Source organism: Thalassobaculum sp., assembly GCF_965223715.1.
In the GTDB taxonomy this organism is placed as follows: domain Bacteria; phylum Pseudomonadota; class Alphaproteobacteria; order Thalassobaculales; family Thalassobaculaceae; genus Thalassobaculum.
Map to the genome: position 1 here is coordinate 4866655 of NZ_OZ245012.1, position 26768 is coordinate 4893422.

Annotated in this window: 25 protein-coding genes; 12 read left to right on the plus strand and 13 right to left on the minus strand. The window is 67.5% G+C overall.

All coding sequences use genetic code 11. The features are described 5' to 3' along the window. Positions 1-81: 81 nt before the first annotated feature. Positions 82-414 (minus strand): hypothetical protein, encoded by a 333-nt coding sequence (locus tag ACOQOP_RS22555; RefSeq protein ID WP_420564069.1) that lies wholly within the window; start codon positions 412-414, stop codon positions 82-84. A gap of 131 nt (positions 415-545) precedes the next feature. On the opposite strand from ACOQOP_RS22555, the gene ACOQOP_RS22560 reads away from it, so the two are divergent. From ACOQOP_RS22560 to ACOQOP_RS22570, 3 genes are all read left to right on the plus strand, one after another. Beyond that, positions 546-866, plus strand: coding sequence for a DUF1330 domain-containing protein (locus ACOQOP_RS22560; protein ID WP_420564070.1), 321 nt, complete (start codon positions 546-548; stop codon positions 864-866). A 15-nt stretch (positions 867-881) separates the two neighbouring features. Then, entirely contained in the window at positions 882-2066 is a 1185-nt protein-coding gene (locus ACOQOP_RS22565; RefSeq protein ID WP_420564071.1) for a pyridoxal-phosphate-dependent aminotransferase family protein, read from the plus strand. Positions 2067-2463: 397 nt separating this feature from the next. Beyond that, positions 2464-3576: a serine hydrolase domain-containing protein gene (locus ACOQOP_RS22570; RefSeq protein ID WP_420564072.1), complete on the plus strand. Its 1113-nt coding sequence runs from the start codon at positions 2464-2466 to the stop codon at positions 3574-3576. Positions 3577-3757: 181 nt separating this feature from the next. On the opposite strand, the gene ACOQOP_RS22575 is transcribed toward ACOQOP_RS22570, so the two are convergent. After that, positions 3758-5131 (minus strand): glutamine synthetase family protein, encoded by a 1374-nt coding sequence (locus ACOQOP_RS22575; protein WP_420564073.1) that lies wholly within the window; start codon positions 5129-5131, stop codon positions 3758-3760. Positions 5132-5220: 89 nt separating this feature from the next. Here ACOQOP_RS22575 and ACOQOP_RS22580 point away from each other — a divergent pair, with 89 nt between their 5' ends. Continuing rightward, entirely contained in the window at positions 5221-5868 is a 648-nt protein-coding gene (locus ACOQOP_RS22580; protein ID WP_420564074.1) for an RraA family protein, read from the plus strand. Positions 5869-5960: 92 nt separating this feature from the next. Beyond that, complete coding sequence (locus tag ACOQOP_RS22585) at positions 5961-6458, plus strand: hypothetical protein (RefSeq protein WP_420564075.1); 498 nt, start codon at positions 5961-5963, stop codon at positions 6456-6458. Between the two features lie 165 nt (positions 6459-6623). On the opposite strand, the gene blaOXA is transcribed toward ACOQOP_RS22585, so the two are convergent. After that, the gene (gene blaOXA / locus ACOQOP_RS22590) at positions 6624-7451 is read right to left on the minus strand and encodes a class D beta-lactamase (RefSeq protein WP_420564076.1); all 828 of its coding nucleotides are present in this window, start codon (positions 7449-7451) and stop codon (positions 6624-6626) included. A 207-nt stretch (positions 7452-7658) separates the two neighbouring features. Here blaOXA and ACOQOP_RS22595 point away from each other — a divergent pair, with 207 nt between their 5' ends. The 5 genes from ACOQOP_RS22595 to ACOQOP_RS22615 all read left to right on the plus strand — a co-directional run bounded on the left by ACOQOP_RS22595 (position 7659) and on the right by ACOQOP_RS22615 (position 12035). After that, entirely contained in the window at positions 7659-8447 is a 789-nt protein-coding gene (locus ACOQOP_RS22595) for a short-chain dehydrogenase/reductase (RefSeq protein ID WP_420564077.1), read from the plus strand. A 40-nt stretch (positions 8448-8487) separates the two neighbouring features. After that, positions 8488-9720, plus strand: coding sequence for a PLP-dependent aminotransferase family protein (locus tag ACOQOP_RS22600; protein WP_420564078.1), 1233 nt, complete (start codon positions 8488-8490; stop codon positions 9718-9720). 56 nt (positions 9721-9776) lie between these two features. Then, positions 9777-10697: a homoserine O-succinyltransferase gene (locus ACOQOP_RS22605; protein ID WP_420564079.1), complete on the plus strand. Its 921-nt coding sequence runs from the start codon at positions 9777-9779 to the stop codon at positions 10695-10697. Between the two features lie 49 nt (positions 10698-10746). Continuing rightward, positions 10747-11127, plus strand: coding sequence for a nuclear transport factor 2 family protein (locus ACOQOP_RS22610; protein ID WP_420564080.1), 381 nt, complete (start codon positions 10747-10749; stop codon positions 11125-11127). Positions 11128-11477: 350 nt separating this feature from the next. After that, positions 11478-12035 carry a helix-turn-helix transcriptional regulator gene (locus ACOQOP_RS22615; RefSeq protein WP_420564081.1) on the plus strand — a complete coding sequence of 186 codons (558 nt, stop codon included), beginning with the start codon at positions 11478-11480 and terminating at the stop codon, positions 12033-12035. 4 nt (positions 12036-12039) lie between these two features. Here the strand turns inward: ACOQOP_RS22615 and ACOQOP_RS22620 are convergent, their stop codons facing one another. From ACOQOP_RS22620 to ACOQOP_RS22640, 5 genes are all read right to left on the minus strand, one after another. Then, positions 12040-12687, minus strand: a complete 648-nt coding sequence (locus tag ACOQOP_RS22620) for a TetR/AcrR family transcriptional regulator (RefSeq protein WP_420564082.1) — start codon at positions 12685-12687, stop codon at positions 12040-12042. Between the two features lie 10 nt (positions 12688-12697). Then, on the minus strand, positions 12698-14002 hold the full coding sequence (locus ACOQOP_RS22625; RefSeq protein ID WP_420564083.1) for an NAD(P)/FAD-dependent oxidoreductase: 1305 nt from the start codon (positions 14000-14002) through the stop codon (positions 12698-12700). Between the two features lie 517 nt (positions 14003-14519). Then, positions 14520-16940 (minus strand): GcvT family protein, encoded by a 2421-nt coding sequence (locus ACOQOP_RS22630; RefSeq protein ID WP_420564084.1) that lies wholly within the window; start codon positions 16938-16940, stop codon positions 14520-14522. Positions 16941-17002: 62 nt separating this feature from the next. Continuing rightward, positions 17003-17974, minus strand: coding sequence for a glucokinase (locus tag ACOQOP_RS22635; protein ID WP_420564085.1), 972 nt, complete (start codon positions 17972-17974; stop codon positions 17003-17005). Beyond that, on the minus strand, positions 17971-18219 hold the full coding sequence (locus tag ACOQOP_RS22640) for a hypothetical protein (protein ID WP_420564086.1): 249 nt from the start codon (positions 18217-18219) through the stop codon (positions 17971-17973). Before ACOQOP_RS22640 ends, ACOQOP_RS22635 begins: the two co-directional genes overlap by 4 nt. 336 nt (positions 18220-18555) lie before the next feature. Between ACOQOP_RS22640 and ACOQOP_RS22645 the strand changes: the two genes are divergently transcribed. Beyond that, complete coding sequence (locus tag ACOQOP_RS22645; protein ID WP_420564087.1) at positions 18556-20070, plus strand: DEAD/DEAH box helicase; 1515 nt, start codon at positions 18556-18558, stop codon at positions 20068-20070. 49 nt (positions 20071-20119) lie between these two features. Beyond that, the gene (locus ACOQOP_RS22650; protein ID WP_420564088.1) at positions 20120-20329 is read left to right on the plus strand and encodes a cold-shock protein; all 210 of its coding nucleotides are present in this window, start codon (positions 20120-20122) and stop codon (positions 20327-20329) included. A gap of 327 nt (positions 20330-20656) precedes the next feature. On the opposite strand, the gene pcaG is transcribed toward ACOQOP_RS22650, so the two are convergent. The 5 genes from pcaG to ACOQOP_RS22675 all read right to left on the minus strand — a co-directional run bounded on the left by pcaG (position 20657) and on the right by ACOQOP_RS22675 (position 26690). Continuing rightward, a complete protein-coding gene (gene pcaG, locus ACOQOP_RS22655) occupies positions 20657-21238 on the minus strand; it encodes a protocatechuate 3,4-dioxygenase subunit alpha (RefSeq protein ID WP_420564089.1) in 582 nt (193 codons plus the stop codon). Further along, positions 21235-21948, minus strand: coding sequence for a protocatechuate 3,4-dioxygenase subunit beta (gene pcaH, locus ACOQOP_RS22660; RefSeq protein WP_420564090.1), 714 nt, complete (start codon positions 21946-21948; stop codon positions 21235-21237). The genes pcaG and pcaH overlap by 4 nt, the downstream gene beginning before the upstream one ends. After that, complete coding sequence (gene pcaD, locus ACOQOP_RS22665) at positions 21941-22741, minus strand: 3-oxoadipate enol-lactonase (RefSeq protein WP_420564091.1); 801 nt, start codon at positions 22739-22741, stop codon at positions 21941-21943. The genes pcaH and pcaD overlap by 8 nt, the downstream gene beginning before the upstream one ends. Before the next feature lie 168 nt (positions 22742-22909). Further along, a complete protein-coding gene (locus tag ACOQOP_RS22670) occupies positions 22910-25582 on the minus strand; it encodes a TRAP transporter large permease subunit (protein WP_420564092.1) in 2673 nt (890 codons plus the stop codon). 79 nt (positions 25583-25661) lie between these two features. Beyond that, entirely contained in the window at positions 25662-26690 is a 1029-nt protein-coding gene (locus ACOQOP_RS22675; RefSeq protein WP_420564093.1) for a TRAP transporter small permease subunit, read from the minus strand. Positions 26691-26768 lie beyond the last annotated feature (78 nt).

Sequence of the window (26768 nt, forward strand, 5' to 3'; positions counted from 1 at the left end):
CCCGGGCAGCCCCCGGATCAATCCCGGATTAAATCCGGGACGGGGTCTCCCGGGATGACGTGGACGGGAGGGAGTCGGGCGCTACCCCTGCTTCGCCTTGATCCCCTCCCAGACGGGACGGAAATCGTAGGTCGGATAGAACTCCGTGTCGAAGCCGCCCCACGCGCTCTGCTCGATCGCCAGGTTCACCTCGCGCAAGCGGTGGCCGGGAACCTTCAGGGTCACCACCTGGCCGATGCCCATCATCACGTACCAGGACACCACCTCGATCCCCTCTGGTGGAAACTTCTTCCAGAACCCGGCGGCGTCGAGCTTGGCGTTGATCTCGGCCAGGTTCTTGTCCTTCTGATGCTTCAGCATGACCGTCAGCAGGATTTCGCCCTCGCCGGCCGGCGCGCCGACCTCACTTGCCATCTCTCCCTCCATCCTTGCCGCAGGAAGCTTTCGCTCCCGCGACGATAGCATGTGCCGCTCGGCTACGGACAAATCCAGCTCATGGGTCTATGAGATTGTCTTGCGCGCGCGATCACCGCGGATGCGCCACCATGAAACCCAGCGAGGAGGAACAGGACATGGCTTTCGGATACGTGATCGTTCAGGTCGATGTGAAGGACCCCGAGACGTTCGAGGCCTATCGCGCCCAGGTGCCGGCCACCATCGCCCAGTATGGCGGCGAGTATCTGGTCCGCGGCGGCAAGTTCGAGAAGCTGGAAGGGGCCGAGCCCCTCGGCCGCATGGTCGCCCTGAAGTTCCCGAGCTACGAGCAGGCCAAGGCCTGGTACCACAGCGAGGAATACAAGGGCCCGAAGGAGCTGCGCCAGTCCTGCAGCGTGGCCAATGCCATCCTCGTGGAAGGCGTTGATTAACAGTGGAGTAGACGCATGTCGCGACAGCCCGGCCGCCAGTTCCTGAACATCCCCGGTCCGACCAACATCCCGGACCGGGTGCTTCAGGCGATGCACCGTCCCGCCCTGGACTTCATGACCCCGGAATTCTGGGAGGTGCAGGTCGAGTGCAAGAACAACCTCGCCAAGGTCCTGAAGACCGAGGGCGAGATCATGGTCTATGCCTCCTCGGGTCACGGCTCGTGGGAGGCGGCCATGACCAATACCTGCTCGCCGGGCGACACGATCCTCATGTGCGAGACCGGCCGGTTCTCGGAATCCTGGGGCGAGATGGCCGAGGCCATGGGGCTCAAGGTGGTGACCTTGGCGAATGACTGGGACCGGGCCTTCGATCCCGACCGGGTCGCCGAAGCGCTGGCCGAGGACAAGGGGCATGCCATCAAGGCCGTCTGCGTCGTCCATAACGAGACCTCCACCGGCCTGACCCACGACGTCGAGGCCATCGGCAAGGCGATCAAGGCGTCGGGTCATCCGGCCCTGTTCATGGTCGACACCATCTCCTCGCTCGCCTCCATGGATTTCCGCATGGACGAGTGGGGGGTGGACGTCGCCGTGGCCGGCTCGCAGAAGGGGCTGATGCTGCCGGTCGGGCTCGGGATCTCCGGGGTGAGCGCGAAGGCGATGGCGGCGAGCGCGACCGCCACGCTGCCGCGCAAGTATTTCGACTGGGACGGCATCAAGGCACTGGAGAACGGCCGGCTGCGCTTTGCCGGCACCGCGCCGAGCCATCTGTTCTTCGCCATGCGCGAGGGGCTGAAGATGCTGCTGGAGGAGGGGCTGGACCATGTCTTCGCCCGCCACGCGCGGCTTGCCGAGGCGACCCGCCGCGCGGTGAAGGCCTGGGGCCGCGGCAACGGGCCGACTCTTTACGGGCGCGACGAGGCGGCGCTGTCCAACTCGGTGACGGCGGTGCGCATGCCCGACGGGTTCGACGCCGACGCCTTCCGGGGCAAGGTCCTGGCCGAGACCAACGTGGCACTTGGCGGCGGGCTATCGCGGCTCTCGGGCAAGGTGTTCCGCATCGGCCATCTGGGCGACCTCAACGAGCCGATGATCCTCGGTTGTCTCGCCACGGTGGAGATGCAGCTCAAGCGCCAGGGCATCCCGCATGGCGAGGGCGGTGTCGATGCGGCGGTGAAGTATCTGGCGGAGACCCGGTAGGGCGCACCGCTCTCGCCCATCCCAATCATGCACTCCGCGGACTTGTTCCGGGACCCACGCTCGGACGAGCGTCAATGTTCGCGGCTTATCACAATCGGTAGGGTCGCGTCCTCACGTGGGCCCCGGAACAAGCCCGGGGAGTGGGTGAAGGGCAGGCGCCTAAGAACGGCGTCCTGGGTCCCGGCCGACCTCCGGGTCGAGCCCGGAGCTCGCCGGGATGACGGGTTCACTGGAAGTAATTTTTTTAAACGTCATCCCGGACGACCCCGGACGTGATCCGGGGTCGGGCCGGGATCCGGTTCCCGGCACCTCATGGTCCGGTCGCCTTCCAATTCCATGGCTTGGCGCGGCGGCAAAGATCGCTAGCATCGCGGCCGAACCCATGGGGAGAGATCGAATGACCGACTACGTGCCGGGCTCCGGCGACGACTGGGCCCGGATCGAGGCCGCCGAAGCGGGGGCCGATGCGGCCGCGCTGCAGGAGGCCGTGACGTTCGCCATCGACCACGAGTCGAAGATGAACCGCGACATCGCCAAGGCGCTGGAGGGCGGTCACTTCTCCGAGCCCCCGCCGTTGGGCGACATCATCGGCCCGACCGCCCCGCGCGGCCCGGCGGCCGGCCTGGTGTTGAAGGGCGGCAGGATCCTGGCCGAATGGGGCCCGACCGACCGCGCTGACATCACCTTCTCGGTGACCAAGTCCTACCTCTCGATCATGGCCGGCCTGGCGGTCGATGACGGGCTGATCGGCGACGTCAACGATCCGGTCGGCGCGCTGGTCGATGATGGCGGCTTCGACGCCGCCCAGAACAAGTCCTGCACCTGGAAGCACTTCCTGCAGAACACCTCGGAGTGGGAGGGCACCCTGTTCTCCAAGCCCGACCTGGTGGACCGCAACCGCGACCTCTCCCTGCCGCCGGGCACCCCGTCGAAGAAGGGCACCCACCGCGACCTGGCGGCCCCCGGCGGGTTCTGGGAATACAACGACGTGCGGGTGAACCGCCTGTCCCTGTCGCTGCTACGGGTCCACAAGACGCCGCTGCCCAAGGTGCTGAAGACCCGGATCATGGATCCGATCGGCGCGTCAGACACCTGGAGCTGGAACGGCTACATCAACTCCTGGGTCGAGGTCGACGGCCAGCCCATGCAGTCGGTCTCCGGCGGCGCCCATTGGGGCGGCGGCCTGTTCATCTCCGCCCGCGACCACGCCCGGGTCGGCCTGCTGATGCAGCGCCGGGGCATGTGGGGCGGGGTGCCGCTGCTCTCGCCGGACTGGATCGACGCCTGCACCACGCCTTGCGAGCTCAACCCGAGCTATGGGTATCTGTGGTGGCTGAATGGCGACGGCCGCCACGTGCCGAGCGCCCCGCGAACCAGCTACTTCGCCATGGGTGTGGGCTCCAACGTGATCTGGATAGACCCGGCGCACGATCTTGTCTGCGTGTTGCGCTGGATCGACAAGGCGTCCCTGGACGGCTTCGCCAAGCGGCTGATGAAGGCGCTGGGGTGATAACCAGCACTTAAATTCTACGTCATCCCGAACGCACCCGGACCTGATCCGGGGGCGGGCCGGGACCTAGCGTTCGTGCGGTCTGGGTCCCGGCCGATCCCCGGGTCAAGCCCGGGGTTCGCCGGGATGACGGAATGGTGAGAGGTTCTGACGGGCGGGCGTGTAGAACGGCCACCCCGCCTCAAATAATCTCGAAATACCGCGCCAGTTCCCAGTCGGTCACATGGCGCCGGTACTCCCGCTCCTCCCAGATCCGGCTGGCGGAGAAGTGGTCGACGAAACCGTCACCGAACAGCTCCCGCGCGGCCTTGGAGCGCTTCAGCCGCGCCGCCGCCTCGCCCAGCGAGCCGGGCAGGGCCGCCTTGGCTGGGAACTTCTTGGCATAGGCGTTGCCGACAACGCCCTCGCCCGGCTCCACCTTGTTCTCGATGCCCCACAGGCCGGAGCCGATCGCCGCCGCCATCGCCAGGTACGGGTTCGCGTCGGCCGCCGCCACCCGGTACTCCACCCGCTGGGACTTCGCCGAGCCCTCGATCACCCGCAGCGAGGTGGTGCGGTTGTCGGCCGCCCAGTTGGCGTGGGTCGGCGCCCAGAAGCCGGGGATCAGGCGGGTGTAGGAATTCACCGTCGACGCGGTCATCGACAGCAGTTCGGGCATAAGTGCCTGCTGGCCGCCGACGAACCAGCGCATGGTGTCGGACATGCTGTGGGCGCCCTTGGGGTCGTGGAAGACCGGCGTGCCGTCCTTGGTCGTCAAGGAGGTGTGGATGTGACCGGACTGGCCCGGATAGTCCATCGACCACTTTGCCATGAAGCTGGCCATGATGTCGTGGCGCTGGAAGAACACCTTGGTGAAGGTCTTGAACAGCGCGGCCCGGTCGGCGGCGACCAGGGCGTCGTCCACCTTGATCGCGGCCTCCATCACCCCCGGCCCGGTCTCGGTGTGCAGCCCCTCCACGGGGAAGTCCATCAGCTCGCACATCTCCAGGAACATGAGGTGCAGGTCGGCATGCACCGACGACCGAATGCCGGAATAGCCGAAGAAGCCCGGGGTCAGCGGCTTCAGGTTCCGGTAGCCCTTCTCGCGCACCGAATGGGGGGTCTCGTCGAACAGGAAGAACTCGTACTCGGCCGCCGCCTTGACGGCGAAGCCCATGTCGTCCGCCTTCTTCAGCACCCGGCGCAGGGTGCCGCGCGGGCAGACCGCCTCCCACTTGCCGGCGAACTCGCCCAGCACCATGACCATGTCCGGCTCGAAGGCCACGTCGCGGGCGGTGTCGGGCAGCAGCCGGACCTCGGCATCGGGATAGCCGGTATGCCAGCCGGTGACGTCGACCGCCGGGTCCTCGTAGAGCTGGTCGTTGCTGTCCCAGCCGAGCACCACGTCGCAGAAGCCGAAGCCGCCCTTCAACGCGCTGGCGAACTTGTCGCGCGCCATCCATTTCGCGCGGAAGATGCCGTCGATGTCGAACACGCCGACCTTCACATGGGTCAGCGCCCGCTCGTCCACCAGCGCCAGCACGTCCTCTGCGGTTTTGACGTCGCTCGACTCCATGCGCCACACTCCTGTTCGCGTTGTTCGACGCGGCTACTCTAAAGACAACCAATGGCGGACCGAAAGCCGCCTGTGCGAGGGAGAGGAAGATGGCGGATCTCGCCGATCGGCTGCTCGGCTGTTACGCCAGCGCCGTCCACGACGTGCTGCGGGTGATGGGCTACGGCAACCAGGTGCTGCCGCCGACCATCCGGGCGCTCGATCCGACCAAACGGGTGGCGGGCGAGATCTATACCATCTCCGGCCATATCGATCAGACGCTCAGCCGGCACGAGACCCTGCTGCGCTGGTCTCGCGTGCTGTCGCGGGTGCCGGGCGGCAAGGTACTGGTGTGCCAGCCGAACACCAAGGCGGTGGCGCTGATGGGCGAGCTGTCGGCCCAGGCGCTGACGGTGAAGGATACCCGCGGCTATGTGGTGGACGGCCACTGCCGGGACACCGACTTCATCCTCGACATGGGTTTTCCCGTGTTCTGCGAGCTCAACACGCCGGCGGACATCGTGGAGCGCTGGACCTACGACGCGCTCGGCGAGCCGGTCACCATCGGCACGGTGACGGTGAGCTCCGGCGACTGGCTGATCGGCGACCGGGACGGGGTGGTGATCATCCCGGGCGAGATCGCTGAGGAGGTGGTGGCCGAAACCGAAAAGGTGGTCTCCACCGAGGGCGACATGCGCAAGGCGATCCTCGACGGCATGGACCCGGAGGAGGCGTATCTGAAGTTCAACAAGTTCTGACCGCGGCCTCTGGAGAGGGGGCCGCACGTCGGGTACACTTTCCGCCAGGGTGACGGGAGAACAGAGGCCACCGGCAGGAGGGACCTGACGGCATGCGCATGGTTCACATCCTGGCGGCGCTCCTCGCGGCGGTGTCGCTTCTGACCATCGGCCTCGCCGCCCGCGAGGCGGCTGCGGACTTCCTGTGGTTCGGGGCGCCGAAGGACAAGCTGTCGCTCTCCATCGCCGTGGAGGACAATGTCAGCGGCGGCTGCTGGGCCGACCGGGACGGGACGATCGACCATATCTCCCGCACGCTGACCCGCTACGGCATCGCGGTTGAGGAGCAGGCGCCGATCAATCTGGTACTCTATGCCATTGGCCATCCCTCGGCCACGGGCCATTACCGCAAGCGGCTGTCCTGCGTGGGGGTGCTGCAGGTGCGGGTGAGTTCCTTCGAGGTCTCGGAGGACCGCAGCTTCCGCGTCACCAGCCTGTACGACCAGGAACGTCTGCTCGTCTCCCGCCACGTGCTCGACGAGGCGATCGGAACCCTGGCGGTGGAACTGGTCGACAACTTCTCCCGGCGCTACGCGGAGACGCGGGAGTAGGGCTTCGGATTCCCCAACCTGCGACCCACCGTCACTCCCCGGATTTATTCCGGGGCCCACGAATGGGTTCGCACGGTCCAATCCAGGTCACGCTGAACCGTGGACCCCGGAATAAATCCGGGGAGTGAAGGGAGAGGGAGTGGGAGCACCACCGCCACCGCCCCCTCACTCCGGCACCCCGTCCGCCCGGTCGAAATACTCCGCGAACAACCCGTCCCGCGTCTTCGGGCCCGCCGGTTGTTCTGGAGGCTCGCTCTCCTGCACCAACCGGGCGAAGACCACCGTTCGGCCGTCGCGCTCGGCCCAGCCGACGAACCAGCCGAAGGGCTGGCCCCACATCAGGCTGCCGTTCTCCTCCCGGGGCAGGCCCGTGCCGGTCTTGCCGTGGACCCGCCAGCCGCCCGGGCGCACTCCGTAATCCAGGATCGCCACCGTATTCTCGATCGCCGTCTCGGAGACCGGCAGCTCGCTGCCCAGCATCCGCTGCAGGAACGCCACCTGCTCGGCCGGGGAGATCGCCAGGGACGAGCTGAGCCAGGCCGTGGTCAGGCCGCTGCCCTCGCCCTTCGTGCCGGCGAGGTTCTTGTTGCCGTAGTCGAAGGCTTCCACATACTCCGCGAACCGCTCCACCCCCAGACGGGCGGTCACCTGCTGGGAATACCAGACGACCGATTCCTTCATCCAGCGGGTCGGATCGGCCGGCTGCTTCCACGCCTCGCGCCAGTCCACATAGCCGTCGCGGAACGGCATCACCGGGTCGGTCGCGGTGGTCAGGATACCCGCATCGAAACCCATCAGGCTGATGGCGATCTTGAAGGTGGAGGCGGGCGAATAGCGTTCGTCGCAGTCTCCCTCCCGTACCAGGTTGCGCGGAGCCTCCGCCGCCGGTCCGACGGCTTCCTCGATCAGGGTGCAGACGATCCGGCTCTCGGCGACTGCCGGGGCGGCGAGAACGGTCAGGGCGGCGATCAGGGACAGCGGGGTTCGGCGCATGGCGGGCCTTTCGCTCGGTTGTTGAGGCCGGAGGCGGAGTAGGACGCGACAAGAGGTCTGCATGATGGCACCAGCCGCCGCAATACCGTCGCCGTTTGGTCGGCCGCGAAGATCGAACAGGCCCATCTCGGATAGGCGCTTATCAGCGGCGCCGCGCTTTGCCATTCTTGCCGGCCAATCAACAAGCAATCGGACGGGGAGGCCTGCATGGACCTGGGCGTAAAGGGAAAGACCGCACTGATCACCGGCGCGTCGAAGGGGATCGGCCGCGGCGTGGCCGAGAGCCTGGCGGCCGAAGGCTGCAATCTGCGCCTGGCCGCACGCTCGGGTGACATGCTGGAGCAGGCCGCCGCCCAGATCCGCGACGCCTATGGCGTGACCGTCGGCGTCCATGCCTGCGACGTCACCGCGCCCGGTGTGATCGACGAGTTGGCGGCGGCCGGCATCCCGGACATCCTGGTGAACAACGCCGGCGCCATCCCGGCCGGCGACATCGAGGCGATGGTCGAGGAGCGCTGGCGCGACGCCTGGGAGCTGAAGGTCTTCGGCTACATCAACATGACCCGGAAATTCTTTTCCGCCATGAAGCAGCGGGGCCACGGGGTGATCTGCAACGTCACCGGGCTCGCCGCCGACAAGACCGACTTCAACTACGTCGCCGGCACCACCGGCAATGCGGGCCTCAATGCCTTCACCAAGGCGATCGGCGGTGTGAGCCTGGAGTTCGGCGTCCGCGTCTTCGCCGTCAGCCCCGGCCCGGTACAGACCGAGCGGCTGATCGGGCTGCTGAAGACCCGCGCCGCGCAGGACGGCGGCAACGAGGACAACTGGCAGAGCTACATGTCCGGTATGCCGATGCAGCGCGCGGCCACTGTGGCCGAGGTCGCCGACACCGTCGCCTTCCTGGTCAGCGACCGCGCCACGTATTTCAGCGGCCAGGTGGTCACGGTCGACGGCGGCCAGGGCTCGCGCGGCGGCAGCTTCACCAACAAGTAATCAAGAACGCTCTCCAAGAGACGTGTCCGGAGGAAACCCGATGCCTTTCGATTTCGCCCCGCTGCTGAACCCAAAGCTGCCCCCCGCCGCCGGCAAGTTCGGCGGCTTCCCGGCCTACAACTTCGTCGGCGGCCATAATGACGGGGACAGCATCCCGGTTCAGGTCCTGGCCGACGCCGTCAGCCGGGCGCTGCTGCGCGAAGGCAACACCCTGGCGACCTATGGGATGCAGAGCGGGCCGCAGGGCTATCGGCCCCTGCGCGAGGCGGTGGCGAAGATCCTGGAGCGCCGGGCCGGGATGAAGACCGACCCGGACGAGGTGATGATCACCGGTGGCTCATTGCAGGCCATGGACCTGGTGAACAGCGCCTTCCTGGAGCCGGGCGACACCGTGATCATCGAGGAGGCCTGCTACGGCGGCGCGATGACCAAGCTGAAGAAGCTCGGCGTCGACTGGGTCGGCGTGCCGGTCGATGATGACGGCATGCGCATGGACGCCCTGGCGCAGACGCTGGACAGCCTCAAGGCCGCCGGCAAGCGGGTGAAGTTCATCTACACCATTCCAACGGTGCAGAACCCCACGGGAACCGTGCTGTCGATGGAGCGCCGGCGCGAGATGCTGAAGCTCGCCGAGCAGCATGGCATCGCAATCTTCGAGGACGACTGCTACTGCGACCTGATCTTCGACGGGCCTTATGCGGAGAAGCGGCCGCCGGCGATCCGGGCGCTCGATGACAGCGGCCGGGTGGTCTATTGCGGCTCCTTCTCCAAGTCGATCGCCCCCGCGCTTCGCGTGGGATACGTGGTCGCCGACTGGCCGCTGCTGAGCCGGATCCTGGCGCAGAAGTCCGACGGCGGCACCGGTGCCGTCGAGCAGATGCTGCTGGCCGAGTTCGCCAAGGACTTCGATGCCCATGTGGCCAACCTGAACCAGGTGCTGAAGGGTAAGGCCGACGCCCTGGTGGAGGCGCTCGAGGCCGAGTTCGGCACGGCGGCGGAATTCACCCGCCCGACCGGTGGTATCTTCCTTTGGGTCACCCTGCCGGCGGAGGTCGACACCACCCGTCTCGCCCAGGTGGCGGCGGCCGAGGGAGTTGCGGTAAATCCCGGAGCGGAGTGGTCGGCCGACCCGGAATCCGGTAAGCGTCGCATCCGCATCTGCTTCGCCCACCCGCCGGCGGAGACGATCAGGGAAGGAATGGCCCGGCTCGCCGAGATCTGTCACCGCGAATTCGGTGTCCCGGCGCGCGGCCGTAATGTGGAACGGAGTTAGACATTGACCCTTTCGTCATCGACCGCGTCGCCCCTCGCTGAGCGCGGAGGCCGCTGATGCCGATCAAGATCCCCGACGACCTCCCCGCCCGGGCCCAGCTCGAGGCGGAGGGGGTGGCGGTGATGGACGAAGCCACGGCCATCCGCCAGGACATCCGTCCGATGCGGATCGGCCTGCTGAACCTGATGCCGAACAAGATCCGCACGGAGACCCAGTTCGCCCGGCTGCTGGGTGCCACGCCGCTGCAGGTCGAACTGACCCTGGTGAAGATCACCAACCACGTCGCCCGCAACACCTCCAGCGACCACATCATCTCGTTCTACCAGAACTGGGAGGATATCCGGGACCAGCGGTTCGACGGCTTCATCATCACCGGCGCGCCGATCGAGCAACTCGACTACGAGGAGGTCACCTACTGGGACGAGATGCGCCGCATCTTCGACTGGACCCAGACCAACGTGCATGGGTGCCTGAACATCTGCTGGGGGGCGCAGGCCGCCGTCCATCATTTCCACGGCATGCCGAAATACGATCTGCCGAAGAAGGCGTTCGGCGTGTTCCGGCACCGGGCGCTGGACAGCACCTCGCGCTATCTCCGCGGCTTCTCCGACAATTTCGTCATCCCCGTGTCGCGCTGGACCGAGGTCCGGTCGGCGGACATCCCGTCCGACAGCGGCATGGAGGTGCTGGTGGAGTCCAAGGACACCGGCCTGTGCCTGCTGGACGACCCGAAATGCCGGTCGCTGCACATGTTCAACCACATCGAGTACGACTCGCTCTCCCTGGGCGAGGAGTATTTCCGAGACGTGGAGAGCGGCAAGCCGATCGACGTGCCGCATGACTACTTCCCGAACAACGATCCGTCGCTGCCGCCGGAGAACCGGTGGCGCAGCCAGGCCTATCTGCTGTTCTGCAACTGGATCAACGAGATCTACCAGACCACGCCGTTCGACATGAACGAGATCGGACGCCGTTGAAGGACGCTGACTGACCGCATCGCACAGATCCAACCAGAGGAGAGGGCCCATGGCCGGACTGATCACCATCGCGCTGCTGGACGAGATCCAGGACGGGTTCAACCGCCACGACGTCGACGGGATCCTGTCGCATTTCGTTGAGGACTGCGTATGGGTGATGGCCAGCGGGCCCACGCCGCCGGAGGGCCGCGTCTGCCACGGCAAGGCGGAGATCGGCCAGGTGCTGAGCGAGCGCTACAAGCAGATCCCGGACATGCGCTGGGAGGACATCCGCCACTGGATCGTCGACGACAGCAAGGCGATCTCCGAATGGGTGGTCAAGGGCACCCCCGCGGGCGGGGAACCCTTCGCCTATCTCGGCTGCGACCTCTGGGAATTCGAGGGCGGCAAGGTGACCAAGAAGGACACCTACTGGAAGATCATCCGGTAGGGCGGCCCGCCTCAATCCAGCTCTAGGGTTTCCATAGCTCCCGCAGACGCCTTCTGCGGGAGTTTTACGTGTTGCACAGCCGGCTGGTTTACTTGAGTGTTGACATATGTCAACGAGCCGCTCATTGTCACGATGACTGATGGTTCGGGCACGGCATCCGAGCAAGGAGGTCGAGGCGGCCATCCGGCATGCCGAGGATCTCGGATGGCGCTGCCGGTCGCAGGGGCACTGGGGCAGGCTCTATTGCCCGCACCACGCTCAGGACGGCTGTCAGATCGGCGTGAGCGGCACGCCGCGCAATGCCGATGTCCATGCACGGCACATCCGACGGGCGGTGGACCGCTGTCCGCATGGAAGCGGAGGAGGTTGCGATGCCGGCTTTTGAGTTCAGCGTGATCGCCTCCGGCCTCAATCCTCGGGCAGCGGATTTCGAGACGCGGTTCTACGAGGCGGGTTGCGACGATGCGCTGGTGTCGTTTCAGAACGGGCACGTCATCGTTGACTTCAGCCGCGAGGCGGAAAGCTTCGACCGGGCCTTGGCCTCGGCGCTCGAGAGCGTCGCGGCGACGGGGGCGCGGATCGATCGGATCGAGCCCGACCCTTTGGTCAGCATCTCGGATATCGCCAAGCGTGCGGGCATGACCCGGGCGGCGATCTCCAATTATTTTCGGGGCCTTCGGGGCGACGGATTTCCGTCACCGGTTGCCCGGATCACCTCGGACAGCCCGCTCTGGGACTGGGCCGATGTTGCCCGATGGCTTGCCCGCAGCGGAAAGGTGCCGACGGCGTCGGCGCTCGAGGCGGAACTGATCCGGCAGGCCAATGTCGCCGTGCAGCGGGGCGAAGTGCGTGTCGGCCCCTTCCTGCGCGAGCGGGCCGAGCGTTACGAACTGGAACTCTGCGCCTGACGGCCTACCGCGCCGCCATCTCGTCCATCCAGGCGAGGTACGGGTCGAGCTCTTCCGGCGTCGGGTCCTGGCCGGTGAAGGCCTTCAGGTAATGCCCCGTCAGCGCCTTGCGCTGGTCCAGGGTCTCGCCGAGGTCGAGGGCGTAGTAGCCGATCTGCATGAAATACAGCACGCGGGCACGCACGAAGGCCTCGCGCTCGGCCCAGCCATGGCGTTGGAATAGCTCGGCGATGGCGGCCACGCGGGTCTCGTCGGCACGGTCCAGTTCGGCGCGGACCTGCTCCGAGCGCCGGGCCCAGTCGCGCACGGCGAAATCGAGCCGCGGATCGAACAGCCGTTCGTCGATCCAGCAGCGGAAGATGTTGGTCACCCCGTGCACGATGGAGGTCGAAGGCAGGGCCGCCTGCTCCACCACAGCGCGGGTGTTGGTGTCCTGCCAATGGGCGAGCAGGGCGTCCAGCAGCCGGTCCCGATTGCGGAAATACCAGTAGAAGCTGGAGCGCGACACGCCCAGCCGGTCCGCCAGGGTCAGCACCTTCACGCTGTCCACCCCATCGCTGATCAGGGTGTCGAGGGCGATCCGGATCCAGTCCTCCCGGGTCGCCTTGGTGTGGGTCAGTCTGGCATTCGCTGGCGGGCCGGCGTCATTCACGGCAAATTCCTCATCCCAGGACCGAGAAGCTGCTCTCCTGGTTGATGCTGCGCTTGCGGGAATAGAAGCCGACATCGATATCGCGGCCGAGATAAGGCAGGCGGAAGGAGAGCGGTGCGGTGTCGTGATCGTGTCCGGCCGCGCCGTATTCGACAAGGGCCGCCATCATCTTTCCGGCCACCGGCGCGTTCTTGAACTGGTTGCCGCTGGTCCCGCAGGCCATGTAGTAACCGCCGAGCGAGGTCATGTCGTAGATCGGGATCCAGTCCTCGGTGACGTCGTAGAGATCGACCACCCCCTTCATCCGGCTGGGGATGCCGAGGCTCGGCAGGCGCTGGGCGTAGCGCAGGGCCTGCACCCGCCACTGCTCGGAGAATTCGCGGTCGTAGTCGGTGTCGTCCGCGACCCAGACATGGGGATCGCAGGGCGGGTCCTCGCTGCCGATCAGGATGTTGTTGCCGTGCTCCGGCCGGCAGTAGACGGCGATGTCGCTGTCGGACAGCACCATGCCGTCGCGCTCGAAATCGAGACCGGCGGGGGAGGGGACGTGCACCACCTCCTGGCGCAGGGCACGGGTGGAGATGGTCATCTCGCCGGTCACGCCGGCGAGTTCGTTGATGCGAGAGGAGGCGGGGCCGGCGACGTTGATCACGACCGGTGCGTGGATTTCCGCGCCGTCCGCCAGACGGACACCTGTGGTCTTGCCACCCTGCTTCAGTATTTCCGTGACCGTAGCGCCGTAGAGGAACTCGGCCCCCTTGGCCCGGGCGGCGTCGGCGAGGTTCTGGGCGGCAAGGGCCGGGTCGGTGACGTAGCCGGCCTTGGGCCAGAACACGGCCCCGCGCAGGTCGCCGCCGGTCGGTTGGCCGAACGCCGGGTCGCTGCCGGCCTTGGCGGGATAGAACTGTGCCATGTTGGTGCCGGGCAGGCGGGACTGGATCTGGTCCGGGCTCCACTCCTCGTACGGCACGGCGAGGATGTCGGCGTTCTCCATGTGCCGGGCCATGAAGTCGTTGGACTCCGTCTTCATGACGAGCGCGCCGCATTCCCTGAAGCGGGCGAGGTCGCCTTGGCCCAGTTCGAGATAGTCGGCCCAGTCGCGCCAGTAGTGGTAGCCCTCCCAGGCGAAGGCCGTGCCGTCGAGGGTGGAATAGTAGGTGCGGATGATGGCGCAGGACCCGCTTGTGGAACCGTGTCCGGCCTGGGCGTTGCGGTCGATTGTGAGGGTCTTCCAGCCCTTCTTCGCCAGCTCGAAGGCGATCGCGGCACCGATCACCCCGGCCCCGATGATGACGGCATCTGCGGTTCTGGTCATGGGCGGGGTTCCTTCATTGGTGCGGCGGGCTCGGAGTTCCGGCGGCTACTGTGGACCCCGGCGCGATGCCGGATCAAATCCGGGACGGGGAGACGGGGGAGATGGCGCTCGTTGCACCGGTCCCCCTTCCCCCAAAGCCGTCTTCCCGGCCTTGTGCCGGGACCCAGCCGTCGGCGTGCTGGAGCGCACCGCCGTGATGCTCTGACTTTGGAGGCAGCTCGGCGACGTCCCGACACGTTGAACCCTGGGCCCCGGACTAAATCCGGGGAGAGAGGGAGGGGGAATTGCAGAACAGCGCACTCCCCGGATTTATCCCGGGGCGAGGCGTGCAGCGTGACGGGGCCAATCGGTTTAAGCGCGGGAGGATCCTCTCGGCTCAGGTAAGGCGTTCGCCGTTCCGTCACGCGGACCGCTTGCCCCGGAATAAATCCGGGGAGTGGGAGAGAACGATGGGAGAGAGCGCACTTCCCGGATTTAGTCCGGGACCCACCGCTCAGCGTGACGGAGCCCATCCCGCTCACCCCCGTAGCCGGGCGCCGGTCGGATCGTACGGGCTGTCAGCGATGACCCTGGCCGGGCGCTTGACGCCGACCACGTGGACGTCCACCGCCGCCCCTTCTACGGCCAGCGCGCTGTCCACCAGCGCCATCGCCAGGCTGATCCCCACCGAATGCCCATACCCGCCGGAGGTCACGAAGCCGACCCGCCTGCCGTTGATCCAGACCGGCTCGAAGCCCCGCGCATCCGCCCCGTCCGCGTCCACCGCCAGGGTGACCAGACGCTGCGCCGGCGCCCCGGCCTCCTTCTCCCTCAGCGCCGCCTCGCGGCCGATGAAGCCCGGCTTCTCGAAGGCGATCCAGCGGTCGAGGCCGGTCATGCCCGGCGTATAGGCCTGGGTGAATTCGGTCGACCACACGCCGTAGCTCTTCTCCAGCCGCATGGCGTTTGCCGCGTATCCGCCGACCGGCGCCAGTCCCAGCCCTTCGCCGGCGGCGACCAGCGCGTCGCGCATCATCCGGTGCTCCGGGGCCGGCACGTTGATCTCGTAGCCGAGTTCCCCCAGGACCGAGAGCCGACCGACCTTCGCCCGGGTCAGCCCGATATCGACGTCGCGGCAGGCCATGAAGCGGAAGTCCCCGGCGGCCACGCTATCATTGACCACCACCCGCTCCATCAGCGCCCGGGCGTTCGGGCCGGAGACCAGCCAGCCGGTCCAGGCGTCGGAGACGTCGCGCACGGTGACGCCGGCCTCGGCATGGCTGTCGAACCAGCGCATATGCCACTGGCGCAGGTAGTAGGAGCCCATCAGCCAGAAGGTCTCGCCGTCCCAGTTGAACACGGTCAGGTCGCCGCGCAGCCGTCCCGTCGGCGACAGCATCGGCGCCAGCTTCGCCCGGCCGATCGCGGGCAGGCGGCAGGCGAGCATCCGATCGAGCCACCGGGCCGCCCCCGGCCCGCTGATCTCGTAGCGCGAGTAGCCCGAGGTATCGAGCAGCCCCACGCCCTCGCGCACCGCCTTGGTCTCCGAAGCGACGATCTGGAACGCGTTGGAGCGCTTCAGGGTCGGCGTCTCCTCGAACTCTGAGGACGGCGCGAAGAACAGCGGCACCTCCAGGCCCCAGCTCACCCCGAACCGGGCGTTGGCGGCGACATGGGCGTCATGGCTCGGCGACACCCGTAAGGGGCGGCCGGCGGGAAGCTGCTCGTTGGGATAGGCCATGACGAAGCGACGCGAGTAGAACTGCCCGGTGGTCTGGCGCAGGTATTCCCGGTTGGAGGCCCATTTGCCGAAGCGGGCGATGTCCATGCCGAAGACGTCGGCCTCCGGCTCGCCGTGGATCATCCACTCGGCCAGCGACTTGCCGACCCCGCCGCCCTGGCTGAATCCGGCCATCACGCCGCAGGCGAGCCAGTAGTTCGGCACCCCCGGCACCGGCCCGACCAGCGGATTGCCGTCCGGCGCGAAGGTGAAGGCGCCGTTGACCCATTTGCGGATGCCGGTGTCGTTCAGCACCGGATAGCGCTCGAACCCCTTGGCCAGTTCCGGGGCGATGCGGTCGATATCCTCCGGAATCAGCTCGATGCCGTAATCCCAGGGCGCGCCCTCCATGTTCCAGTGCTTCGGCGTCAGCTCGTAGACCCCGACCAGCAGGCCGCCGCGCTCCTGACGGGAATAGGTGAAGCCCTCCAGGTCGGTGAGCATGCACATCTCGCGGTCCCGACCCGCCAGCTCGGGGATCGGTTCGGTGACGAGGTAGTGGTGCTCCATCGGCGTGACCGGCAGGTCGACCCCGGCCATCAGCCCGACCTGCTTGGCCCAGAGCCCGGCGGCGTTGACCACGTGTTCGGCGACGATCGTGCCCTGCTCGGTCACCACGTCCCAGCCGCCTTCCGCCCTCGGGTTCAGCTCGATCACCCGGTTGCGCAGGATCACATCGGCGCCGCGCTTCTTCGCCACCCCGGCATAGGCATGGGTGGTGCCGTAGGGGTCGAGATGGCCCTCATGCGGGTCGTAGAGCCCGCCGATCACGTCGGAGAGGTCGGCGATCGGGTTCAACTCGCGGATCTCCTCCGGCGTCAGCAGCCGAGCCTCCTCCACGCCCATGGTCTGGAACACCGCCCAGGCGGATTTCAGCCACTCCCAGCGCTCCGGCTTGGAGGCGATGCTGACCCCGCCGGTCATGTGCACGCCGACGGCCTGATCGCTCTCCTCCTCGATCTCCTTGTAGAGCTTGATCGTGTAGGCCTGCAGCGCGGCGATGTTCGGGTCGGCGTTGAGCGGGTGGAACCCGGCCGCCGCGTGCCAGGTGGAGCCCGCGGTCAGTTCCGCGCGCTCGATCAGGGCGATGTCGGTCCAGCCGAATTTGGTGAGGTGGTACAGCACGCTGGCGCCGACCACGCCGCCCCCGATGATCACCGCGCGATAGTGCGATTTCATGGGCGGACCCTCCCGGAGTGGTGGCAGACCGGGGAAGGCTAATCGCGCGAGCGGATCCGTGTCTAGACAGAAGTGTCCAGATCATCTTTGAGGATGGTCTTCGCCGCGCGGCTGAGCCCGAGCAGGGCCGATTCGCGGTGGGTGATCAGGCGCACCGGGATCGGGTCGAGATAGCCGGCCAGCCGCCCCTTGGCGGTGAAGCGCCGGCGGAAGCGGCCGCCGTCGAACAGGTCGCCGAGCTTCGGCACCATGCCGCCGGCGATAAACACGCCGCCGCTCGCCGCCGCGGTCAGCGCCAGGTCGCCGGAAACGGTGGCGAGGAAGTCGGTGAACAGGCCGATCGCCTCGCGGCAGCCGGGATCGGTGGCACCCTCGGCGACGATGGCGGCCGCGTCGAGCCGGCGGGCGGGCAGGTCCTCCACCGCGCAGACGGCGTCGTGCAGGTCGGCGAGCCCTGCGCCGGACAGGGCCCGCTCGGCGGAGACATGGCCGTGCAGGTTGCGCAGGTAGCCGATGACCCGTTCCTCCAGCCCGTTCTGGGCGGCGAGCGTGGCGTGGCCGCCTTCGCCGGGAATGACCCTGTAGCCGCGACCGTCCGGCACGACCAGTCCGACGCCGAGGCCGGTGCCGGGGCCGATGGCGACCATGGGGCCGGGCCGGCCGTCGCGCTGCGCACCGACCGTGCGGCAGTCGTCCGGCGTCAGATGGGGCAGGGCATGGGCCACGGCGGCGAAATCGTTGACCACCGCGAGCTGCTTCAGCCCGAACCGCTCGCGAAGGGGGGCGACCGGAACCGTCCAGTCGCGGTTGGTGAACACCATCTTCTCGGCATCCGACGGGCCGGCCACCGCGAAGATCGCCCGCTCGGGCAGCCTCTCGCGGCCGATCCTCGCGAGATAGGCGGCGACGGCGTCGTCCAGGGTGGCGAACCGGCTGCCCTCCATCGACGTTTCCTCCCAGGCGCTCTGCCCGTCGGTGAGGGCGAAGCGCAGATTGGTGCCACCGAGATCGGCGATGAGGATGGGGCCGGTCATGCGGCTGTCTCCAGGGCTGTTCGGAAATGCAGGGCGGCGAAAGCGGCGGCCCGGTCGTGGATCGCCCGACGGTTTACGCCGGGCGGGTCGAGGCTGATTTCCGGCGCCTGCGCCCGACCGATATGGCGCGCCGCGTTAAGAAAGACATGGTGACCGGCGGTCTCGCCCGACAGGTGCCGGACGGGATCGGTGGGCCGACGGCTGATCGCGGCGTCGGCAATCGAATTTTCTTGCCGATGGGTCACCTGGACGAGCCTGGATCGGATTTGCGCCGAGTTTCAAGGCGTTTTGGCCGCGAGCCTCGGGATCGGAAGGGCGGGAAAGTGCGGGTTTTACGAATTCTCTTGCAATCCGACGGCCAAGCCCCATTTTGCGATGCAAGAGACGGTGCCAAGCGTGGACGTGACGGAAACCCGCAATGTTGGCACAGTCGGATGGACGCCCTTAGTTTTAAGCGGAAAGGCCATCACCTCGCTCCTTCGGTCTGAAGGCGCATCATCGGCCGGCTGTTCCGCGCATGCTTGCTTACAGGATATTGACTGCCGACCGGCACGGCCGGGCGGAAAACTGAAAGACCTAATTTGACAGACTTCACGACCCTCGGCCTGGCCGAGACCGTCCTTCGGGCCGTTACGGCCGAAGGCTACGACACTCCCACTCCCATCCAAGCCAAAGCCATCCCCCCGGTTCTCGACGGCCGCGACGTCGTCGGTATCGCCCAGACCGGCACCGGCAAGACCGCCGCCTTCGTCCTGCCGCTGCTCAGCCGTCTGGCCGAGCTCGGCGGCACCGCGAAGCCGAAGGGCACCCGTGTGCTGGTGCTGTCGCCGACCCGCGAGCTGGCGGCCCAGATCCATGACGCCGTGCGCGCTTATGGCAAGAACGTGCGCCCGCGCTCGACCGTCGTGGTCGGCGGTGCGAAGCCGGGCCCGCAGGTCCGCGCCTGCGCCCAGGGGCTCGACTTCCTGGTGGCGACGCCCGGCCGTCTGCTCGACCATATCGGCACCGGCGCGATCAAGCTGACCGACACCGCCGTCGTGGTGCTCGACGAGGCCGACCAGATGCTGGACCTCGGCTTCATGCCGGCGGTGCGCCGCATCCTGGCCATGACGCCGAAAACCCGCCAGACCGTGCTGTTCTCGGCCACGATGCCGACCCAGATCCGCGCGCTGGCCGACGACTTCCTGACCGATCCGGTCGAGATCGCGGTGGCTCCGGCCTCCACGCCGATCGAGCGGATCCAGCAGAGCGTCGTGCAGGTGCCGCGCGAAGAGAAGCGCAACGCGCTGGCCAAGATCCTCTCCGATGCGGCCGTTGGCCGGGCCATCGTCTTCACCCGCACCAAGCGCGGCGCCGACCGCGTCGCCCGTCACCTGGGAAATGCCGGTCTCGCCAGTGAGGCGATCCACGGCGACAAGAGCCAGGGGCAGCGCGAGCGGGCGCTGGACGCCTTCAAGTCCGGCAAGTCGAACATCCTGGTCGCCACCGACATCGCCGCCCGCGGCATCGACGTGGACGGGGTCACCCATGTGGTGAACTACGAGCTGCCGAATGTGCCGGAGAGCTATGTCCACCGGATCGGCCGCACCGCGCGCGCCGGTGCCGAAGGCGTGGCCGTGTCGCTGGTCGATGCCGAGGAGATGGAGCTGCTGAGCGACATCGAACGGCTGATCGGCCGCTCGCTGATCACCGGCGAGGCCATCGACCGTGACGCGCCGAAACCGCGGACCGCCGGGAACGGCGCGTCCAAGGCGAAGCGTAGCCGCCGTCGCGGCGGGGGCCGCTCGCAGCAGGCGACGGGCGGCGGCGACAGCCGGGCCAAGCAGAGCCAGGGCGAGGGCCGTCCCAAGCAGCAGGCGACCGGCGACGGTCGCCAGAAGCAGGCGGCGAAGCCGGGCGACAACCGCGCCAAGCAGGCCCCCAAGGCCGCGCAACGTCCGAAGCAGCCGGCCGCGGGGGATTCCCGGGGCGGCGATGCACGGCCGAAGCGCCCGAGCGGCGAGGCGCTGGACGCCGGCGTCGCGCGGATCGCCGGCGGCACGCCCCGCAGCGGCAAGAACAAGGGATTCCGCTCTCCGGCGCCTGTGCGCGCCTGAGCCAGCGGACGGAATACCAGTCAACGTCAAAATTGAAAGGAGCGACGTTATGGCCACCGGTACGGTGAAGTGGTTCAACACCACCAAGGGTTATGGGTTCATTCAGCCGGACGATGGCGGTGCGGACGTGTTCGTGCACATCAGCGCCGTTGAGCAGTCCGGCATGCACAGCCTGAACGAGGGCCAGAAGATCTCGTACGAGCTGCAGTCCGACCCGCGCCGCAACAAGGTCTTCGCCGGCAATCTGTCGGCCGCCTAAGCTCTCCCGAGCTTTCGGCATTCAAGTACGAAGCCCCGCCGGGCAACCGGCGGGGCTTCTCTCGTTCCGGCATCCTGGCGCAGGTCAGGACCGAGCTTCGGTCCCCCGTCCACTCAATACCGTCATCCTGACGTACGTCAGGATCAAGCCCCCCGCGCCACCATGCCACCGTCGTCCTGATGCAAATCAGGACCATGCGTCAGGCGCCGGTGCACCGCAGATCCTGATTTGCATCAGGATGACGGGTGTGGGGAGAGGTGCGGGCCGCCGCTTGGTCCTGACGTGCGTCAGGACGACGGAGGAGGGGGTAGGACGGGTGGTCCGGCGTCACACCTCGAAGAACACCGTCTCCTTCGGCCCCTGCATGTGGATGTCCAGCCGGTAGGTGTTGCCCTCCCGTGCCGCGATCAGGGTGTCGCGGCGGTCGGCCGGCACCGCGCTCAGCACCGGGTCCGCCGCATTCGCCGCTGCCTCGTCGGCGAAGTAGATCCGCGTATACACATGGGTCAGCAGCCCGCGCATGAACACGATGACGTTCAGGTGCGGCGCCTCGCCATCGGCGGCGGCCCCCGGCTTGATCGTGTCGAAGATGAAGCGGCATTTCGGGTCGGTTCCCGTGCCGGTGCGCCCGAAGCCGGTGAAACCGGCGTTGGAGCCGCGGGTGTCGGCCGGATGGGCGAAGCGGCCCTGGGCGTCGGCCTGCCAGATCTCGATCATCGCGTCGGGGACCGGAACCCCGTCGCCGTCGAGCACGCGCCCCTCCACCCGGATGCGCTCACCTTCCACATCCTCGCCGGCCATGGCCCCTTCCGCGATGGAGGTCTGCGGGTAGTTGTACTGCCGCGCGGTCAGGCCGTAGGCGAAGTAGGGCCCGACCGTCTGGGACGGGGTCTGCTTCCAGTCGGTCATCGGCCGGCCTCCATCGGCGTTTCCTTCGGCCCGCGCAGCACGATGTCGAACACGTAGCCCAGCGCGAAACCCTCCTCGGTCACGTCGAGGGAGAAGTCGCTGACCAGCCGATTGCGCGCACCCTCCGGCGTGCCGAGGAAGATCGGGTCGAGCGCCAGCAGCGGGTCGCCGGGGAAATACATCTGGGTCACCAGCCGACTGGCAAAGCTCGGGCCGAACAGGGACAGGTGGATATGGTTCGGCCGCCAGGCGTTGGCGTGGTTCGGCCAGGGATAGGCGCCCGGCTTGATCGTGTAGAACCGGTAGCGGCCCTCGGCATCGGTGACCGTGCGCCCGCCGCCGAAGAAGTTCGGGTCGAGCGGCGCGTCGTGCTGGTCGTTGGCGTGGACGTAGCGGCCGGCGGCATTGGCCTGCCAGATCTCGATCAGCGCGTTAGGCTGTGGCCGGCCCAACTCGTCCAGCACCCGGCCGGTGACGACGATCCGCTCGCCCAGGGCCTCGCCGTTCTTCGCGCCGTTCTTCGTCAGGTCGTTGTCCAGCGGGGCGAGGGCGTCATGGCCGTAGACAGGGCCGGTCAGCTCCGACAGGGACTGCCGGATCGGGACCAGCGGCTTGGTCGGGCCGCGCTTCACCGTCGACTTGTACTCGGGATGGATCAGCGGCGGATGAGCCGTCCAGTCCCGCGGCGTGATAAGCGAAGAGTCAGCCATGGTTGACCTCCTTCAGAAGGGTCTTCAGCTCGGATACGACGGCCTCCGGCGCCTCGATGCTCGGCAGATGACCGACATCGGGCAGTTCCACATAGCGGGCCTGGGGCAGCGATCCGGCGAAGGCGGAGACCACCTCCGGCGTGGTCGCCCCGTCCTCGGCGCCGCAGATCACCACGCAGGGCACCGACACGGCGGAGGCCTTGGCCGTGTAGTCGGCATCGCGCAGGGCGGCACAGGCGGCGGCATAGCCCTCGGCCGGGGTGCGCACCAGCATCTGGCGGTAGCCGTTCAGCTCGACGGCCCGGTCGCGGTGGAAGACCGGCGCGAACCAGCGCTGCAGAACCGTGTCGGCCATGGCGGCCAGCCCGTCGCGGTGCACCATGTCGATGCGCTGCTGCCACATGTCGGCCGATCCGATCTTGGCGGCGGTGTCGCACATCATCAGCCCGGCGAAGGTGGCCGGTCGGGCCGCATAGGTCGCCTGGGTGATCATCCCGCCGATGGAGACGCCGACCATCACAGCTTTCGACACGCCGAGCCGGTCCAGCACGGCAAGCGCGTCGGCGGCATAGCGCTCGATGGTGATCGGCGCGTCGCCCTGGGCCGAGAGGCCGTGGCCGCGCTTGTCCATGCGGATGCAGCGCCAGCGGTCGCTCAGGGCGTCGACCACCGCGTCCCAGATCCGCAGGTCGGTGCCCAGCGAGTTCGAGAACAGCAGCGCCGGTCCGTCCCGGGGCCCGTCCTCGCGGACGTGCAGGACGCATCCATCCACCTCGACGAACGTCGATGCCATCATTCCTCCCCTTGATCGCGTGTTCTTGCGCCTATCCTGCCTCCAAGGGGAGGGGACGTCGAGAGCGCTGGCGGCAGACAGCAAAATGCCCCGATCGGAGGGATCGGGGCATCTGCAGGACCGGTTGGGCCGGACTCGGAGGAGCGGGAGACCCGCTCCGTCTCCCGCTTAGAAGTTCAGCGAGATGTTGCGGTGCTCGGAGCTGCACGAGGCGACGAAGAGGGCGACCTCGCGCGGCAGCCGCGCCTGCTGGCGCAGGCCGATCGTGTCGTCGATCGCATCCTCATAGGCCTCCACCTGGGGCAGCAGGCTGTTGGACGCCTCGACCCGCCAGGCGATGTCCGCCTCCAGGGCCGCGACGGCCTCGGCATGCTCCGCCAGCGCCTGATCGGGGTCGGGCTGGCGGGTGTTGGTGGCCCGCAGCTCGCGCCGCGCCTTGGACAGGGCGGAGCGGACATCGTCCGCGCCCGCGATGTCGCCGACCCGGCTTTCCAGATCCTGGATCTTCTCCATGGCGGCTTCCGGATCGCTGGTGCGGATGACCTGCTCCAGCCCCTTGATCTCGTCCTCCAGGGCGGCGAGCGCGTCGGCCCCCCGCAGGACGCGCATGAAGGTCTGGATCGGCTCATAGGCGTTGTCGACGATCCGGCGGTAGTTCAGGTAGGCCCGCTTCTCTTCCGAGAGCAGCTTCTTGAAGTCGCCATGGGCCTGATCCCACTCGGCCGGCATCTCGGCCTCGAGGGAGGCCTTTTCCGCCTGCAGTTCCTCGACCCGGTTCTTCAGCCGCTCGATCGTCGAGACCTGGTCGGGCGCCTGACGCTCGAGCTGGCCGACCCGACGCTGGGTCGTCTCCAACTCCTCGGCGTTGCGGCGCAGCTCGGCCTCGATCCGGCGCACCTCGGTGCGGATCGGATCGTACTCGTCTGCCACTGCGTCGATCGCCGCGGTCGATGCCCGGGCATCGTCGAGCGCCTTGAACGCGCCCTCCGCCCCGGCGATTGCCCGGGTCACCTCGCCGGCGATGTTCTTCGGCACGCCGGAGAGATCCCAGCCCTTGGCCGTCTGGATGGCGGAGCGGATCTGGTCGCCGTTGTCCTGGAAGGCCTCGTGGACGTAGTCCTCGATGCAGGCCTGCAGGCGCGGGTTCTGCGGCGGCGGGGCGGTCTCGCCCAGCAGCGACAGGCGCGTCGGCAGGTAGTTCACCAGCGGCGGGTTGGCGCCGACGATCAGCAGCGCGATGAGCTGCAGGGTGATGAACGGCACCACGCCCTTGTACATGTCCAGGGTGCGCACGGCCGCCGGGGCGACACCGCGCAGGTAGAACAGGGCGAAGCCGAAGGGCGGGGTCAGGAACGAGGTCTGGATGTTCAGACCGATCATGACGCCGAGCCAGACGGCGGTGATGTTGGCCGAGGGGTCGGCCAGCAGGATCGGGGCGACGATCGGCACCACGACCACGGCGATCTCGATGAAGTCGAGGAAGAAGCCGAGGACGAAGATCACCGCCATGACGATGATGAACTGGGCCCAGAAGCCGCCCGGCATGCCCAGCAGGAACTCCTTGACCAGTTCCTCGCCGCCGAAACCGCGGAAGGCGGAGGTCAGCATGGCCGCACCGAGCAGGATGATGAACACCAGCGAGGTCGTCTTCGCGGTCTCCATCATGACGCCCTGGAGCGTCTCCTGGGTGGTGTAGGTGCGCTTCAGGCTCCAGGCCACGCCGATCAGGAACACGATGGTGGCGATAACGGCCAGGGTGACGCCGAGCTGCTCGGACGGGCCGTGGATCGCCCGGATGTTGACGTGCCACACGCTGGTGATGATCAGGATCGCGACCACCGCACCACCGGCCAGGATCGCCGGCCAGTAGGTGCGCGGCTTGTCCTCGTAGAGACGGTAGCCGGCCATGACCGTGGCGCCGATGGCGCCGATGGCGCCGGCCTGGTTCACCGTCGCGATGCCGGTGATGATCGAGCCCAGCACCACGAAGATCAGGGTCAGCGGCGGCACCAGGGCGAGGGTGACGCGCACCGCGAAGCGGCGGTCGAACTCACCCTCGAACGGCACCGGCGGGGCGATGTCGCGGCGGATGAAGGCCACCACGAAGATGAACAGCATGTACAGGCCGACCAGGACCAGGCCCGGGATCAGCGCGCCCATGAACATGTCGCCGGCGCTGGTGGAGGAGACCGCGAACTCGCTCGGCATGGCGAACTCGCCGGTCGCCGCCTTGTACAGGTTGGTCCGCAGGCTGCTCGCCTGGTCGACCGCGTTGGAGAGCTGGTCGGCCAGGATGATCAGCACGATGGACGGCGGGATGATCTGCCCCAGCGTGCCCGACGCGGCGATCGTGCCGGTCGACAGCCAGTTGGCGTAGTTGTTCCGCATCATTGCCGGCAGCGAGATCAGGCCCATGGCCACGACCGTGGCGCCCAGGATGCCCGTGGTCGCCGCCAGCAGCGCGCCCACGAACACCACCGAGATGCCCAGACCGCCGCGGATCGGGCCGAAGAGCTGCGCCATGGAGACCAGCAGGTCCTCGGCGATCTTCGAGCGCTGCAGCATGATCCCCATGAAAACGAACAAGGGGATCGCGATGAGTGTATCTCGTTCAACCTCCCAGTAGATTCCTCGGAAGTTGGTGACGCCGGCGCTGAGCCAGTTGGTCGGCCCGCCCTGGGCGAAGAAGGCGTCCGGGTTTCCGGTCGCGATCACGCCCGCGGCGGCCGCGAGCAGGATGCTGATGATGGCCGAGCCCGGCAGCGCGAAGGCGACCGGGAAGCCGGAGGCGAGGGCCCCGGCCATGAGCAACACCAGAATGACGACGAAAAGGACTTCCATGACGCGTTAGCTTTCCTGAGTCCGGGGCTGGCTGTGTCCGGGTCCGAGACCGCGGCCTCTCGGTTGAAGGGATGGCCGGTTAGGCGGCGGAACTCGGCGTGATTTCACGCGCACCGGGCTCTTCACGGTAATTGGCGATGCTCTCCAGGGCGCAGCTCGTGAACTGGACGCACATGGTCACCGCGAAAATCGCGAGGAATCCGGCCATCCAGTACTTCACATACATGCCGAAGCCGGACTGGGAGACCTCGTAGGCGAGCAGCGGGCTGTTGATGATGCTCGACTGGTTCCACATGCCGAGGATCATGATCGTCCAGCACAGCAGCAGCCCCAGCAGGACCGCGCCGACCGCGTTGATCAGGCCCTTCGTCCGGTCGCTGAAGCCGGCATAGAGCACGTCCACGCGGACATGGCCGTCCTCGAACAGGGTGTAGGCGCTGGCGAACAGGAACAGGGCGCCGTACCAGAAGCGCACCAGGTCGCCCTGGAAGGCCTGCTCGTAGGAGAAGACGAAGCGGGTCAGCACGATGCCGAGCTCGGCGAGAACGACGAGCAGCGCCAGCCAGTGGAACCCGAGCGAGCGGGTGCGGGCGGCGATCACCAGGGCGATCAGCAGCATCGGGGCGTGGACATAGGGGCCGCGGAAGCGCGAGCGCCCGAGTTCGGTGCCGAGCTCAGGGCCGAAGATCTGATCGATCATCGCCTCGACCCGCAGGAACGAGATCACCGCGTCGACCAGGCCGATCAGCAGCACGCTCCAGAAGGCGAAGCGCACGATGTAGTTGGCGACGGCGGACATGGCCATGGCGTCGACGCGCAGGGTGCGCGAGCGGGTGCGGGTCGCGGCGACGATGGAGACCAGGATGCTCAGGACGAACAGCCCCGTCTGCACCAGCGCCAGGACGAGACCGGTACCGGTCGGCATCGGGTCGGACAGCAGCGCGAAGACGCCGGGCCATCCGAGCCAGAAGCACAGGAAATTGTTCAGGACGTAGGCGAAGGCCATCGCGACGGATATCCAGCCCAGGGCACGGATCGCCGTGGTTCCGGGTCGGTATACGTCTGCTCCCATGGCGTCCGCGTAGGCGCCGTCAGTTGCCGTGCTCATCTTTAACCCTTGAGAAGGACCGGTCCGATCAAGCCGCAGGCCATTCCTGTCGGCTGAAACAGGGAAGCAGACGGAGCT

Bases quoted from the DNA above. Each gene is read 5' to 3' on its own strand.
- ACOQOP_RS22555 (WP_420564069.1), bottom strand. From the start codon at position 414: ATGGCAAGTGAGGTCGGCGCGCCGGCCGGCGAGGGCGAAATCCTGCTG.
- ACOQOP_RS22560 (WP_420564070.1), top strand. From the start codon at position 546: ATGAAACCCAGCGAGGAGGAACAGGACATGGCTTTCGGATACGTGATC.
- ACOQOP_RS22565 (WP_420564071.1), top strand. From the start codon at position 882: ATGTCGCGACAGCCCGGCCGCCAGTTCCTGAACATCCCCGGTCCGACC.
- ACOQOP_RS22570 (WP_420564072.1), top strand. From the start codon at position 2,464: ATGACCGACTACGTGCCGGGCTCCGGCGACGACTGGGCCCGGATCGAG.
- ACOQOP_RS22575 (WP_420564073.1), bottom strand. From the start codon at position 5,131: ATGGAGTCGAGCGACGTCAAAACCGCAGAGGACGTGCTGGCGCTGGTG.
- ACOQOP_RS22580 (WP_420564074.1), top strand. From the start codon at position 5,221: ATGGCGGATCTCGCCGATCGGCTGCTCGGCTGTTACGCCAGCGCCGTC.
- ACOQOP_RS22585 (WP_420564075.1), top strand. From the start codon at position 5,961: ATGCGCATGGTTCACATCCTGGCGGCGCTCCTCGCGGCGGTGTCGCTT.
- blaOXA (WP_420564076.1), bottom strand. From the start codon at position 7,451: ATGCGCCGAACCCCGCTGTCCCTGATCGCCGCCCTGACCGTTCTCGCC.
- ACOQOP_RS22595 (WP_420564077.1), top strand. From the start codon at position 7,659: ATGGACCTGGGCGTAAAGGGAAAGACCGCACTGATCACCGGCGCGTCG.
- ACOQOP_RS22600 (WP_420564078.1), top strand. From the start codon at position 8,488: ATGCCTTTCGATTTCGCCCCGCTGCTGAACCCAAAGCTGCCCCCCGCC.
- ACOQOP_RS22605 (WP_420564079.1), top strand. From the start codon at position 9,777: ATGCCGATCAAGATCCCCGACGACCTCCCCGCCCGGGCCCAGCTCGAG.
- ACOQOP_RS22610 (WP_420564080.1), top strand. From the start codon at position 10,747: ATGGCCGGACTGATCACCATCGCGCTGCTGGACGAGATCCAGGACGGG.
- ACOQOP_RS22615 (WP_420564081.1), top strand. From the start codon at position 11,478: ATGGAAGCGGAGGAGGTTGCGATGCCGGCTTTTGAGTTCAGCGTGATC.
- ACOQOP_RS22625 (WP_420564083.1), bottom strand. From the start codon at position 14,002: ATGACCAGAACCGCAGATGCCGTCATCATCGGGGCCGGGGTGATCGGT.
- ACOQOP_RS22630 (WP_420564084.1), bottom strand. From the start codon at position 16,940: ATGAAATCGCACTATCGCGCGGTGATCATCGGGGGCGGCGTGGTCGGC.
- ACOQOP_RS22635 (WP_420564085.1), bottom strand. From the start codon at position 17,974: ATGACCGGCCCCATCCTCATCGCCGATCTCGGTGGCACCAATCTGCGC.
- ACOQOP_RS22650 (WP_420564088.1), top strand. From the start codon at position 20,120: ATGGCCACCGGTACGGTGAAGTGGTTCAACACCACCAAGGGTTATGGG.
- pcaG (WP_420564089.1), bottom strand. From the start codon at position 21,238: ATGACCGACTGGAAGCAGACCCCGTCCCAGACGGTCGGGCCCTACTTC.
- pcaH (WP_420564090.1), bottom strand. From the start codon at position 21,948: ATGGCTGACTCTTCGCTTATCACGCCGCGGGACTGGACGGCTCATCCG.
- pcaD (WP_420564091.1), bottom strand. From the start codon at position 22,741: ATGGCATCGACGTTCGTCGAGGTGGATGGATGCGTCCTGCACGTCCGC.
- ACOQOP_RS22670 (WP_420564092.1), bottom strand. From the start codon at position 25,582: ATGGAAGTCCTTTTCGTCGTCATTCTGGTGTTGCTCATGGCCGGGGCC.
- ACOQOP_RS22675 (WP_420564093.1), bottom strand. From the start codon at position 26,690: ATGAGCACGGCAACTGACGGCGCCTACGCGGACGCCATGGGAGCAGAC.